16 protein-coding genes are annotated in these 12,438 nt (G+C 34.6%); 15 read left to right on the plus strand and 1 reads right to left on the minus strand.

Annotation, left to right across the window (positions count from 1 at the left end):
* The first annotated feature begins 108 nt into the window (after positions 1–108).
* The gene (locus tag M2475_RS10530; RefSeq protein WP_277491422.1) at positions 109–996 is read left to right on the plus strand and encodes an ATP-binding protein; all 888 of its coding nucleotides are present in this window, start codon (positions 109–111) and stop codon (positions 994–996) included.
* A gap of 98 nt (positions 997–1,094) precedes the next feature.
* Positions 1,095–1,244: a hypothetical protein gene (locus tag M2475_RS10535; RefSeq protein ID WP_277491423.1), complete on the plus strand. Its 150-nt coding sequence runs from the start codon at positions 1,095–1,097 to the stop codon at positions 1,242–1,244.
* A 136-nt stretch (positions 1,245–1,380) separates the two neighbouring features.
* Here the strand turns inward: M2475_RS10535 and M2475_RS10540 are convergent, their stop codons facing one another.
* Positions 1,381–1,980: a TetR/AcrR family transcriptional regulator gene (locus M2475_RS10540; protein ID WP_277491424.1), complete on the minus strand. Its 600-nt coding sequence runs from the start codon at positions 1,978–1,980 to the stop codon at positions 1,381–1,383.
* A 55-nt stretch (positions 1,981–2,035) separates the two neighbouring features.
* On the opposite strand from M2475_RS10540, the gene M2475_RS10545 reads away from it, so the two are divergent.
* The 13 genes from M2475_RS10545 to M2475_RS10605 all read left to right on the plus strand — a co-directional run bounded on the left by M2475_RS10545 (position 2,036) and on the right by M2475_RS10605 (position 12,325).
* Positions 2,036–3,451, plus strand: coding sequence for an MATE family efflux transporter (locus M2475_RS10545; RefSeq protein WP_277491425.1), 1,416 nt, complete (start codon positions 2,036–2,038; stop codon positions 3,449–3,451).
* Positions 3,452–3,534: 83 nt separating this feature from the next.
* Positions 3,535–4,758 (plus strand): cation:proton antiporter, encoded by a 1,224-nt coding sequence (locus M2475_RS10550; protein ID WP_277491427.1) that lies wholly within the window; start codon positions 3,535–3,537, stop codon positions 4,756–4,758.
* 132 nt (positions 4,759–4,890) lie between these two features.
* Complete coding sequence (gene upp, locus M2475_RS10555) at positions 4,891–5,511, plus strand: uracil phosphoribosyltransferase (RefSeq protein WP_277491428.1); 621 nt, start codon at positions 4,891–4,893, stop codon at positions 5,509–5,511.
* Between the two features lie 35 nt (positions 5,512–5,546).
* Positions 5,547–5,702, plus strand: coding sequence for an AtpZ/AtpI family protein (locus M2475_RS10560; protein ID WP_346780385.1), 156 nt, complete (start codon positions 5,547–5,549; stop codon positions 5,700–5,702).
* Positions 5,692–6,051, plus strand: a complete 360-nt coding sequence (locus tag M2475_RS10565; protein ID WP_277491429.1) for an ATP synthase subunit I — start codon at positions 5,692–5,694, stop codon at positions 6,049–6,051. The genes M2475_RS10560 and M2475_RS10565 overlap by 11 nt, the downstream gene beginning before the upstream one ends.
* Before the next feature lie 2 nt (positions 6,052–6,053).
* The gene (gene atpB, locus M2475_RS10570; protein WP_277491430.1) at positions 6,054–6,761 is read left to right on the plus strand and encodes a F0F1 ATP synthase subunit A; all 708 of its coding nucleotides are present in this window, start codon (positions 6,054–6,056) and stop codon (positions 6,759–6,761) included.
* Between the two features lie 30 nt (positions 6,762–6,791).
* Positions 6,792–7,040 (plus strand): ATP synthase F0 subunit C, encoded by a 249-nt coding sequence (gene atpE / locus M2475_RS10575; protein WP_277491431.1) that lies wholly within the window; start codon positions 6,792–6,794, stop codon positions 7,038–7,040.
* Between the two features lie 31 nt (positions 7,041–7,071).
* Positions 7,072–7,593, plus strand: coding sequence for a F0F1 ATP synthase subunit B (gene atpF / locus M2475_RS10580; protein WP_277491433.1), 522 nt, complete (start codon positions 7,072–7,074; stop codon positions 7,591–7,593).
* On the plus strand, positions 7,581–8,120 hold the full coding sequence (locus M2475_RS10585; protein WP_277491435.1) for a F0F1 ATP synthase subunit delta: 540 nt from the start codon (positions 7,581–7,583) through the stop codon (positions 8,118–8,120). The genes atpF and M2475_RS10585 overlap by 13 nt, the downstream gene beginning before the upstream one ends.
* A gap of 18 nt (positions 8,121–8,138) precedes the next feature.
* Positions 8,139–9,656: a F0F1 ATP synthase subunit alpha gene (gene atpA / locus M2475_RS10590; RefSeq protein WP_277491437.1), complete on the plus strand. Its 1,518-nt coding sequence runs from the start codon at positions 8,139–8,141 to the stop codon at positions 9,654–9,656.
* A 3-nt stretch (positions 9,657–9,659) separates the two neighbouring features.
* Positions 9,660–10,502, plus strand: a complete 843-nt coding sequence (gene atpG / locus M2475_RS10595) for an ATP synthase F1 subunit gamma (RefSeq protein WP_277491439.1) — start codon at positions 9,660–9,662, stop codon at positions 10,500–10,502.
* A gap of 19 nt (positions 10,503–10,521) precedes the next feature.
* Positions 10,522–11,925 (plus strand): F0F1 ATP synthase subunit beta, encoded by a 1,404-nt coding sequence (gene atpD / locus M2475_RS10600; RefSeq protein ID WP_277491441.1) that lies wholly within the window; start codon positions 10,522–10,524, stop codon positions 11,923–11,925.
* A gap of 1 nt (position 11,926) precedes the next feature.
* A complete protein-coding gene (locus M2475_RS10605) occupies positions 11,927–12,325 on the plus strand; it encodes a F0F1 ATP synthase subunit epsilon (protein ID WP_277491443.1) in 399 nt (132 codons plus the stop codon).
* Positions 12,326–12,438 lie beyond the last annotated feature (113 nt).

Raw genomic sequence — 12,438 nt, forward strand, 5'->3', positions numbered from 1 at the left:
TTTCTAAAACAATCTTCTTTTTAATTTCGTTAGTCAACTTCATAAGAAAAACCCCCTTTGTTAGTTTATTGTCTAACTTTGGGGGTTCACATCAAAGTGGTGGTTATTTTGTGTAGGCTAGTGTATCTAGTAATTAGTCAGTTGATTGCACATGAAAGGCGGAAATTAAAATCTTCTTCTTTACAAACAACAGTCGTTGCAGGGTTTGCTGTTTTTTCAATTGCATCATCATTAATCTATACAAGTTTAGAAGATATCTTATATTTGAACTCTGTAAATTTGGTTGATGTAGCAGTAGCTCTATCAGGCTTGTTGTTGTTAATTATTTCCGTTTTCCTTGTTTTTTTTAAGTTGCAGGTAAGCAATGAGAAAGAAATTGAGAATGAGTTGAAGATACAATCATTGAATTATCAAACCAATTTAAATGAGGTTGCTTTGGAAGTGAATCGTGAAACAAGTAAGATGCGTCATGACTTAAAACATTTATTATCACATATGGAATTTTTGTTGCTAGAAAATCGTGAAGAAGAAGCATTGGAACTTGTTCGTTCACATTATAAAAGTGTACAGACAGAGCAAAAAGTTATTTTAACACCTAATGAAGTTGTTAATTATATTTTGAATACAAAAAATAGTGTAGCGTTGGAAAAAAATCTATCCATGCGATTTATTATTAACTTTCAACGAGAACCAAAGATTCCTGATGTAGATTTGGCAATCCTTTTGGGAAATGCAATTGATAATGCAATAGAGAATTGTGCTGGAGAAAGTGTGGAAGTCCGAATTGAAGATAAAAATGAATACTTACACATTGTTGTGAGCAATTCGATAGCAAAAAGTGTGTTAAAAGAGAATGTAAATTTGGAGACAACCAAGAAACAAAAAGGCCATGGTTATGGCATTGGAAGTATCAAAGAAATTGCTTATCGCAATGATGGGAATATTGAATTTTATGAGAAAAATAATCGCTTTTTTTGCTCGATTTTAATAAAATGATACCATTTTTACCGTTTCACCGACCAAATGTCACAGTTTTTACACAAACGCCTTTTTTTAGTATATATTATTAGTATACAAGAAACGGAGGTTCTCAAATGAAAAAACTTTTACTTAAAAAACTTTCAAATATATGTTTGAAAAAATCGGTTGGGACATTATCTTGTGCCTCGGCAAACCGAGTTTGTCAACCGAAAGCGCCAAAAGCTTTGAACAAGTTTAAAGCAAGTAAAAGGGAGAATGCATAGATTCTTGCATAAGAGGAAAGAGGGTTCGTTTTAACGGAAGAGGAAACAAAAGGTTCTCTTTTAGGAAAGTGAAGGGTGTAAAGTAAGTGATCATAGGAAAGAGGATATGTATATCTTTAGACGCAAATTAAAAGCATCAGATAATTTTACCTGATGCTTTTAATTTATTAAATTCTTTTTCTCCTTGTTTGGTTAATACAGCGTGTATAATGTTCCAATATGTTTGGATTAAAGATCGCTTTTTGAATTCTTTAACATCAGGGATTCCATATACATTGGAAGCCATAATGATTTGAATTAAAGATTCATATTGATCAGTGGTTGTTTCTTCCTTTATTATATTTTCTTTTATTAGATTTTGAAAGGTTTGCTTTAATGCTTGATATAAGTCATTTGTTGCCTGTTGTTGTATTTTATGAATTTTAGGACTGGTATGAGCAAGTTGACGATAATGTTTATAATAATAACTGTTTTGTTTATGATGCTTTCGTATCCAATAAAAGAAATCGTTTAGTTCTTTAAGTGTTGATACAGGTTGAGGTTGGATATAATGTTTGTGTCGTTCTATAACGATAGCTTCAACTAAATCTTCTTTTTTTTTGAAATGATAGGTAAGATTTCCAACACTGATTTGCAATTCGGAAGCAATATCGCGAAGCGAAACTTCGTTATAGCCGAATTTATTGAATAGTTCTCGAGCGGTGCTCATAATTTCTAATTTTATGTCTTTTTTCATATTGACATTCTAGTACAAGCGTACTAAAATGTCAAATAGAGTGAGGAGGAATAGAATGATAAATGAAACAAGTGAAAATCCATTAGGAATAAAACCGATTCAACAATTGATCATTAAATTTTCAATACCGGCAGTAATTAGTATGCTTGTTGGTGCATTATATAATATAGTAGATCAGATTTTTATAGGGCAAGGTGTTGGGCTTTTAGGGAATGCTGCAACTAATGTTGCCTTTCCACTTACCACAATCTGTACAGCAATTGCATTGTTGATTGGATTGGGAAGTGCTTCTAATTTTAATTTAGCATTAGGAGCTGGGAAAAAAGAGCGTGCCAAAAGAGTTATTGGGACAGGTGTAAGCTTGATGCTGGTATCTGGTGTCGTTTTAATGCTTATTGTCTTTTTATTTTTAGAACCATTGATGACAATTTTTGGTTCTAGTGAAAAAGTTATGCCATATGCATTGACATATACAAGTATTACAGCAATTGGAATACCGTTTTTAATTTTCTCAACTGGTGGCGGAAATTTAGTAAGAGCAGATGGTAGCCCTGTGTTAGCAATGGTCTTTGTGCTTGTTGGTGCACTATTAAATACCATTTTAGATCCTTTATTTATTTTTGTTTTTGATATGGGAATTGCTGGTGGTGCATGGGCAACCGTTATTGGGCAAATTGTATCTGGTGTTTTGGTTTTTGTATATGTACTACATTTTAAAACAGTAAAATTAAAAAGAGATGATTTTAAAATATCAAGTGAATATTCAAAGATGATTGCTTCCTTGGGTGCAGCTTCATGCTTTAATCAATTAGCGTTGATGCTTGTGCAAATTGCAATGAACAATGTTTTACGCCATTATGGTAGTTTATCTGTTTATGGTAGTGATATTCCACTAGCAGTGGTAGGTGTGGTTTCAAAAGTGAATATTGTCTTTATGGCTTTTGCAATTGGGATAGCCCAAGGGTGTCAACCCATTGTTAGTTTTAATTATGGAGCTAAGAATTATGAACGAGTACGAAATACATATCGAATAGCAGTAATATCCGTAACGATGATTGCTACTATAGCATTTTTGTGTTTTCAATTATTCCCAAGACAGATTATCAGTATTTTTGGGAATGGTGATGAGTTGTATTATAAATTTGGGACACAATTTTTAAAGGTCTATATGTTTTTTACTTTTTTAAATGGGATTCAACCTGTTACTTCTAATTTCTTTACATCAATTGGGAAAGCAAGTCGAGGGATTTTCTTATCTTTGACACGCCAAGTAATCTTCTTGCTACCGCTTATTTTGCTTTTTCCTATGATGTTTGGTATTGATGGAGTAATTTATGCAGGACCGATTGCAGATGGTTCAGCAGTGGTTTTAGCGGCTATTTTCATTCGTAAGGAAATGAAGGAAATGATAGCTTTAGAAGATCAAGAAAAGTACGATAATAGCGAAGTATTGGTGAATGAGAGCGTTTAAAAAATAATTTTATTTAAGTTCGCTTTACTTTTAAAAAAATAGGAGTACAATAAGTTCATTCGGTAAAAATGGGGGAATACGAAATGTCTTATTATTTTTTGTTAGATATTGCAATAATTTTATTGTCAACAAAGTTGTTAGGTTTGTTTACGCGCCGTATTGCAATGCCTCAGGTAGTGGGGGCACTGTTAGCTGGATTGATTTTAGGACCTGCGGGATTTAACCTACTACATGAAACAGATTTTTTAGTTCAAGTGAGTGAAGTAGGGGTAATTATATTAATGTTTTCTGCTGGTTTGGAAACGGATATATCAGAGCTTAAGAAAACTGGTACAGCAAGCTTTTTGGTTGCTGTATTAGGAGTGGTTGTTCCTTTAATAGGTGGGTTCTTGGCTGCTGCTATTTTCAATACAGGTACTAATGCCATGTTGCAAAATGTGTTTATTGGAGTTATCTTAACAGCTACTTCGGTAAGTATTACCGTTGAAACGTTAAAAGAGTTAGGAAAATTATCTTCACGTAGTGGAAATATTATATTAGGAGCAGCTTTGATTGATGATGTATTAGGAATTATCGCATTGACTGTTGTTATGGGAATGGCCCAAGGTGATGTGAACATCTGGTTGGTAATGTTTAAAATTGTAGCATTCTTTGTGTTGAGTGGTGTAATTGGATACTTTTTCCATAAACAATTTGATAATTGGATGCGCAAATCAAAAATTGATCGTCGTCGTTTTTCTATCATTGCATTTGCGTTTTGTTTGATTTATTCATTCATTGCGGAAGAAGTGTTTGGGGTAGCGGATATAACGGGAGCGTTTGTCGCAGGGTTAATGATTGCGAAAACAGTTCGTTGTACCTATGTAACGCATCGTATCGATACATTAGGGTATTTGTTTTTTACCCCAGTATTCTTTGCTAGTATTGGTTTGAAAGCAGTAATCCCTGAAATGAATGGTGATATTATATTATTTAGTGTTTTAATTGTTTTGATTGCAATATTGAGTAAAATTATTGGCTGTGGTTTGGGTGCTAAACTATGTAAGCTTCCTAATATTAGTGCTTTGCGAATTGGTGTTGGAATGATTTGTCGTGGAGAAGTTGCACTAATTATTGCTACCAAAGGAGTAAGTGCAGGGCTTATGAAAGAAGAGTTTTTTACACCGATTATTATCATGGTTATCATAACAACCATCATAACTCCGATCCTACTTAAAATCGTTTATAAAGATCGTGGTCATGAAATCGTATATGCAGAAGATCCATTAGCAGAAAGACTGCAAAATAGAGATCACTGCGAAGTATAATTTCATAATGGGGTAGATGTGTTATAAAATACAGAAATCCCATTTTATTTTTGGGCGAAAATTCGTTGATTGTGAATATTGATGGTAGTATAATTGTAGTATTAAGGTTTATTGAATAAGGAGAAAATAATTATGTTAAAAGTACTAGAACATCCACTAATTACTCATAAACTTACGCAGATGCGTAAGAAGGAAACAAAGACAAAAGATTTCAGAGAAAACTTAGATGAAATCGGAGGTCTGATGGCTTATGAAATTACTCGTAATTTGCCTGTAAAAGAAGTTGAAATTGAGACACCAATTCAACCAATGAATACGTACGAGTTGGAAAAAGATATTATCTTGGTTCCAATTCTAAGAGCGGGGTTAGGAATGGTAAATGGAATTTCTAATTTAATACCTACAGTAAAGGTAGCTCATGTTGGTTTATATCGTGATGAAGAAACATTGCAACCACATGTATATTTTGAAAAATATCCACCAAATATCAAAGATGCAATTGTTATGATTGTAGACCCAATGTTGGCTACTGGCGGTAGTGCTAGTGCAGCCATTGATATGGTGAAGAAACAAGGAGCAAAAGATATTCGCTTAGTTTGTTTGGTAGGAGCTCCTGAAGGTGTGAAAGTAATTGAAGAACAACATCCTGATGTTGATATTTATTTAGCAGCATTGGATGAAAAATTAAATGAAAAAGGATATATTATTCCAGGATTAGGAGATGCTGGAGATAGGATTTTTGGTACGAAATAGTGAAACAAATGTCAGTCATGCGGTTTATATCGCGTATGATTGCGGGAGTTATAATCGCTGTTCTACTGGGAAACTATATAGATGAAAAGTTGCATACGACACCATTTATTATGATTGCATTATTGCTATATGTAATCATTGGTAGTCTGTATCAGTTAGTGAAAGATGCTGGTGAAAATGATGCAAAGTGAGAAAATGTATAAACAAATTGAATACATAGCACTTGCTATCATCCTTGTAATTGCAGGGATCGTCATGATTGTTACCCAAGATTGGAAAGCACTCTTAGGTGTTGTATATGGCGGTGTGCTTAATATTATTGGGTTTCGCTGGATTGTAGTATCCAGTAAAAGCATTTTGAAAAGTGGCAATGCGACAAGGCTTGCTACTGTGCATTTTGTACTTCGGTATTTAATCTACGCTGTGATGTTAGTTGTGGGAATGCAGGTAGGTTTAAATATAATATTTATGTTATTGGGATTTTTTAGTATAAATCTTGCAATTAAGGTTTATACGATCAGAACACGAAAGGAGGTCTGAGTTTGGACGAAATAAACGGATTGCTTATTACGATTGGTGATTTTGAATTAGTTATTCATCAGAGTATTCTGATTTGGTTAGTCATCTGTTTGTTTGTGACATTGTTACTTGTTTGGGCAGGTAGTAAGATCAAAAAGGCAGATCCAACAAAGGCACCAACTGGAGTTGTATTGGTTTTTGAACAAGTCGTAAATTTATGTTCGATGGTGGTAAAAGGAAATTTGAATGAAAAAACATGGAAATATTTACCATTCATGGGAACGATTATGATTGTAATGGTTATCAGTAATCTGATGGGGTTGTTAGGCTTACAGCCACCAACTTCGAATATTAGTGTAACGATAACGTTGACGCTTATGTTTATTGTCTTAATTCATGGAAGTGATATAAAGCTTCATGGAATTAAAGGGAAAATCAAAGCGTGGATGGAACCGATGGCAGGATTGTTTATCTTGAATGTTATTGGGGATTTAGCTACACCAATTTCGCTTACGTTACGTTTGTTTGGAAATTTACTAGGAGGTACGATTATCATTTCGTTATTATACTTTATGATTGAATCCTTGCTTCCTTTTAGTGGAGTGTTGTTTGCTGTAACACCATTCCTACATATGTATTTTGATATCTTTACAGCATTTATGCAGATGTATATATTCTTTACATTAACATCGTTCTATTTGGCAGATGCCATTGGAACAATGGATGATTAAATAATAAATTTTATTTAGGAGGAGAAAAAAATGGAATTTAATGAATTTTTTGTAGCAGGTATGGCCGTATTGGGTGCTGGAATTGCAATGATTGGTGGATTAGGATCAGGAATTGGACAAGGGATTGCTGCTGGTAAAGGGGCAGAAGCTGTTGGACGTAATCCAGAAGCAGCTGGTAAAATTCGTTCTATCATGGTATTGGGAATCGCTTTGGCGGAAACAACTGGTATCTATGCACTTGTAATTGCATTGTTATTGATTTTTATAAAAGCAGCGTAATTATTCTTACATTTAAGGAGGGAGTAATCCTATGAATATAAACATAGATAACTATCTGAGAATTGATTTAATGGATATGGGATTAGTCTTAATCTCTACTTTTTTGATAGTTGTAATTGCGCGTAAGTTTTTTTGGAAATATGCAAAAGAGTATTTAGATGGTAGACAACAGCATATTCAAGAAGAACTTGATACTTCAACAAAAAACCTACAGGAGAGTGAAATACTGAAGGTACAGTATGAAGAAAAGCTTGCAGGTGCTCGTGATGAAGCGAATGAAATTGTTTCAGGAGCTAAGAAAAAGGCTAGTCAAGAGGCTGGGGAGATTGTGGCTGAAGCTAGAAATAATGCCCAAATCATGAAAGAAAAAGCATTTCATGATATTGAGCGTGAAAAAGCAAATGTGAAAGAGCAAATTAAAGAAGAAATTAGTGAAGTTGCATTTTTAGCGGCGAAAAAAGTTGTAGAAAAAGAGTTGGATGATGATGTCCATAAAAAATATGTGAAAGATTTTATTGATCAAGCAAAAGAGGATGACAAATGGCAAGCTTAGCAGCAGTTCGTTATTCTCAAGCCCTTTTTGAATTAGGCAAAGAAGAAAAGAAATTAGATGTATTCAAAAAAGACTTAGAGAATATTGATAATGTTATTTTAGAAAATCAAGAATTATCACAAGTGTTGAAACATCCACAAGTGGAAAAAGAAGATCGTAAAGCAATTCTTGTGAAGATATTTAAGGATGTAGATCCATTGATTATTAATTTTTTGAAGTTGTTGGTGGATCGTAATCGTTTTCAAAGTATTCATGAGATAAAGAAGGATTATATTCATCTATACAATGAATTCAATGGTATTGAAATTGCCTATGTGTATAGTGCAAAATCATTGGATGATGAAGAATTATCTTCCATTGTGAAGATTTTAGAAAAAAGATTTGATAAAAAGATTGAAGTTAAAACAAGAATAGATGAAACATTACTTGCAGGTATTCGTATTAAGGTTCATGGGGAAGTATTGGATAATACAATTGAAAACCAAATGAATCGTATGAAGGAGCAAGTGGTTAAAAAAGTACTATAGAGAAGCGAGGTGGAAAGAATGGATTTAAGACCTGAAGAAATCAGTGAGATTATAAAAGATCAGATCAAGCGTTATGATGAGACGCTAGAAATCAGTGAAACTGGAACCGTAATTACAGTCGGAGATGGAATCGCGCTTATCTATGGTTTAGAAAAAGCGATGGCTGGGGAATTGTTGTTATTCCCTAATGATATTTATGGAATGGTTTTAAACTTAGAAGAAGAACATGTTGGAGCCGTACTTATGGGTTCTGATGCGAATATAAAAGAAGGCGATGAAGTAAAGCGTACGGGTAGAATTATCGAGGTACCAGTAGGCGATATGATGCTTGGAAGAGTTGTAAATGCACTTGGACAAGCAATTGATGGTGGAGAACCAATCGAAAGCAAGAAATATCGTCCAGTTGAAAGAGTGGCACCTGGGGTTATGACGCGTAAGTCTGTACATCAACCATTGCAAACAGGGTTAAAATGTATTGACTCAATGATTCCAATTGGAAAAGGACAACGTGAGTTGATTATTGGAGACCGTCAAACGGGAAAAACAGCAATTGCAATTGATACGATTTTGAATCAAAAGGGACAAAATGTGAAATGTATATATGTTGCTATTGGACAAAAGGCAAGTACCGTAGCACAGATTGTGGAAAAGTTAAGAGCAAAAGATGCACTTAGTTATACAACGATTGTATCGTCAACAGCAAGTGAAGCTGCTCCTCTACAATACATTGCTCCTTATTCAGGATGTACAATTGGTGAAGAGTGGATGGAGAATGGTGATGATGTACTTATCATCTATGATGATTTGAGTAAACATGCAGTAGCATATCGTACGATGTCACTATTATTAAAACGTCCACCAGGACGTGAAGCATATCCAGGTGATGTATTCTATCTTCATTCAAGATTACTTGAAAGAAGTGCGAAGTTAAATGAAGAATATGGAAATGGTTCACTGACAGCATTACCAATTATTGAAACACAAGCAGGAGATATTGCTGCCTATATTCCTACGAATGTAATATCTATTACCGATGGGCAAATCTTCTTACAGACAGAGTTGTTTAATGCAGGGGTACGTCCTGCCGTTGATAGTGGACTTTCGGTTTCACGGGTAGGTAGTGCTGCACAGGTAAAAGCGATGAAGCAAGTATCTGGATCTTTGAAACTGGAACTAGCACAATATCGTGAATTACAAGCCTTTTCACAATTTGGTAGTGATTTAGATCCAACAACAAAAGCAACTTTGGATCATGGAGAACGATTAACAGAGTTATTGAAACAGGAACAATATTCACCACTTAGTGTAGTAGATCAAGTATTGTCTTTGTTTGCTGCGAAATATCGTTTTTTGGTGAAGGTAGCAGTTGAGGATATAAAAGAATATGAAAAAGGAATGCATGAATTTATGCATACAAAATATGAAGGACTTGTTAATGAACTAGCGAATGAAGAAAGTATTAGCGACGATTTAAGTGAACGTTTGAAAAAAGCTTTGGGTGAATATACAAAGGGTTTTGAAGCGTTGAAAGGGTAGCTTATGGCTAGTAAGTTAGAAATTAAGAATCGTATTCGTTCGGTTGATTCTACAAAAAAGATTACCAAAGCTATGCAATTGGTGGCTGCTAGTAAGCTGAGGAAATCGAAAGAACGAATGGAAAATAATAAGGAATATGCTTTTTATTTGAAAGATAGTGTGGATACTATTTTATCTTCAATTAAAGCGAGTGATCATCATTATTTAATGCCAAATAATTCAAAGCGAGTATTAACGATTGTTTATACTTCTGATATGGGGTTATGTGGTGGATATAATGCCAATGTTTTTAAAATGATTCAAGAACATCTAAATCCAGAAGATCCGATGATTATTTTGGGTAGCCGAGGTGGAGCATGGGTAACAAGGCGTGGATATCAAGTAGTGAAAAGTTTATATAATGTTGATGAAGAAGCGTATGAAGATATTGTTGATGTTGCAAATTTAGCTTTAAAAATGTATGTGGAAAAAGAAATTGGAACAATCCAAATATTGTATACAGAGTTTATTAATTCAATGTCATTTGAACCTAAAATCATAAAACTTCTTCCGGTGGAGAGAAATTATGATTTGGAAAAAGATGTATTGATTCAAGATACTATTTTTGAACCAGATGGAGAAGCCATTTTGGATGAATTGGTTCCGCTTTATTTGAAGTCTTTGCTATATAGTTATTGGTTGGAGACGAAAACAAGTGAACAAGCTTCGCGTCAAAGTGCAATGGAAAATGCGACAGATAACGCTCAGGAGCTTCGTGATGGATTAGAATTGAAATTTAACCAAGCACGTCAAGCAGCAATTACCCAGGAAATAACGGAAATTGTTGGTGGAGCGAATGCTTTATGATAGAGGAGGAAGTTAGAGTATGAGTGAAAACAAAGGAAAAATTGTTCAGGTCATTGGGCCGGTTGTGGATATTCTTTTCGCAAGTGAACATTTACCAAAGTTATTAAATGCGATCGATATTCCTCTAGATGGAAAAGAATCGCTTGTTGTTGAGGTTGCTCAACATATTGGTGATGAAAGAGTTCGTTGTATTGCCATGGGTTCTACAGATGGACTTGTAAGAGGAATGGCAGCGATTGATACAGGAGCACCAATTTCAGTACCAGTTGGAAAAGAAGTACTTGGTAGGATGTTTAATGTATTAGGTCGTGAAATTGATGAGAAGTCTCCTTTAGCAGATAGTGTTAAAAAGATGCCGATTCATCGTGAGGCGCCAAGTTTTGATGAACAACAAACTTCAGCTGAAATGTTGGAAACGGGAATTAAAGTAATTGACTTACTTTGTCCGTATTCAAGAGGTGGTAAGATTGGATTGTTTGGTGGTGCAGGTGTTGGTAAAACCGTATTAATTCAAGAATTAATTCATAATATTGCCAAAGAACATGGTGGAAAGAGTGTTGTTACTGGTGTAGGAGAACGTACTCGCGAAGGAAATGATATGTATCATGAAATGAAAGATTCAGGAGTACTTGATAAGACCGTATTGGTATATGGACAGATGAATGAAAGTCCAGGTGCGAGAATGAGAGTTGCTCTTACAGGTCTTACGATGGCTGAGTACTATCGTGATGTGGATCACCAAGACGTACTTTTATTTATTGATAATATTTTCCGTTTTACACAAGCGGGAAGTGAAGTAAGTGCCTTATTAGGAAGAATGCCAAGTGCGGTTGGATATCAACCAACGTTAGCGACAGAAATGGGTGCTTTACAAGAACGTATTACATCGACAAAAGATGGATCAATTACTTCTGTACAAGCAGTGTATGTGCCTGCGGATGACCTTACTGACCCAGCTCCTGCAACAGCGTTTGCTCACTTGGATGCGAAAACGGTATTAGACCGTGGAATTGCATCGTTAGGAATTTATCCAGCAGTAGATCCATTGGAATCAAATTCAAGAATTTTGGATCCACTTGTTGTAGGTGAAGAACACTACCAAGTAGCACGTGATGTTCAAACGTTATTGCAACGTTATAAAGAACTTCAAGATATCATTGCGATATTAGGGATGGATGAATTAAGTGAAGAGGATAAAATTGTTGTAAATAGAGCACGTCGTGTACGTAATTTCTTATCACAACCATTTAATGTTGGTGAACAATTTACTGGTATGAAAGGTAAGTATGTTACAAGAGAAGATACGATTCGCAGTTTCAAAGAATTGTTAGCTGGTAATTACGACGATCTTCCAGAACAAGCATTTATGTTTGCTGGAACGATTGAAGATGTTGTCGAAAAAGCAAAAACATTAGGTGAATAAAATGATTAAAGTTCGTGTGATAACACCTAATGGATTATATCTTGAAAGTGATGCTATTCAAATCAATGCCTGTAGTAAAGATGGCGAATTTGGTTTGCTAAGTGATCATATGCCAATGGTTGCAATGCTTGAAATTAGCAAATTGGAAGTAGTAAAAGAAAATAACGATATAAAAGAATATGCTCTTTCAGGAGGGATGTTACAGTTTAAGGATAATAAAGTAAATATCTTAACTGACTCAATTGAAGGAGAAGATGAGATTGATATTGTTCGTGCTCAAGAAGCGAAAGCAAGAGCAGAAAAACGTCTGCAACAACATGAAAGTGATGTGAATATGAGACGTGCTGAAATTGCATTGCGTAAAGCAATTAATCGAATTAATGTAAAATCAGATAAATAGATATCAGATAATTCTGGTATCTTTCGTATTATAAAGCTAAGAGATATCTTAATAAAACATTAGACTTACGTAAATGTGCGTGAGAATGTGATATACTTCAATTAGGGAGTGTT

It is taken from the genome of Breznakia sp. PF5-3 (genome assembly GCF_029504745.1).
In the GTDB taxonomy this organism is placed as follows: Bacteria; Bacillota_I; Bacilli_A; order Erysipelotrichales; family Erysipelotrichaceae; genus Breznakia.

Excerpts from the sequence above, each read along its gene's own strand:
- atpA (WP_277491437.1), top strand. The coding sequence starts at position 8,139 with ATGGATTTAAGACCTGAAGAAATCAGTGAGATTATAAAAGATCAGATC.
- M2475_RS10540 (WP_277491424.1), bottom strand. The coding sequence starts at position 1,980 with ATGAAAAAAGACATAAAATTAGAAATTATGAGCACCGCTCGAGAACTA.
- atpD (WP_277491441.1), top strand. The coding sequence starts at position 10,522 with ATGAGTGAAAACAAAGGAAAAATTGTTCAGGTCATTGGGCCGGTTGTG.
- M2475_RS10550 (WP_277491427.1), top strand. The coding sequence starts at position 3,535 with ATGTCTTATTATTTTTTGTTAGATATTGCAATAATTTTATTGTCAACA.
- atpE (WP_277491431.1), top strand. The coding sequence starts at position 6,792 with ATGGAATTTAATGAATTTTTTGTAGCAGGTATGGCCGTATTGGGTGCT.
- atpG (WP_277491439.1), top strand. The coding sequence starts at position 9,660 with ATGGCTAGTAAGTTAGAAATTAAGAATCGTATTCGTTCGGTTGATTCT.
- M2475_RS10585 (WP_277491435.1), top strand. The coding sequence starts at position 7,581 with ATGGCAAGCTTAGCAGCAGTTCGTTATTCTCAAGCCCTTTTTGAATTA.
- M2475_RS10565 (WP_277491429.1), top strand. The coding sequence starts at position 5,692 with ATGCAAAGTGAGAAAATGTATAAACAAATTGAATACATAGCACTTGCT.
- atpF (WP_277491433.1), top strand. The coding sequence starts at position 7,072 with ATGAATATAAACATAGATAACTATCTGAGAATTGATTTAATGGATATG.
- M2475_RS10605 (WP_277491443.1), top strand. The coding sequence starts at position 11,927 with ATGATTAAAGTTCGTGTGATAACACCTAATGGATTATATCTTGAAAGT.
- M2475_RS10560 (WP_346780385.1), top strand. The coding sequence starts at position 5,547 with ATGATTGCGGGAGTTATAATCGCTGTTCTACTGGGAAACTATATAGAT.
- upp (WP_277491428.1), top strand. The coding sequence starts at position 4,891 with ATGTTAAAAGTACTAGAACATCCACTAATTACTCATAAACTTACGCAG.
- M2475_RS10545 (WP_277491425.1), top strand. The coding sequence starts at position 2,036 with ATGATAAATGAAACAAGTGAAAATCCATTAGGAATAAAACCGATTCAA.
- M2475_RS10535 (WP_277491423.1), top strand. The coding sequence starts at position 1,095 with ATGAAAAAACTTTTACTTAAAAAACTTTCAAATATATGTTTGAAAAAA.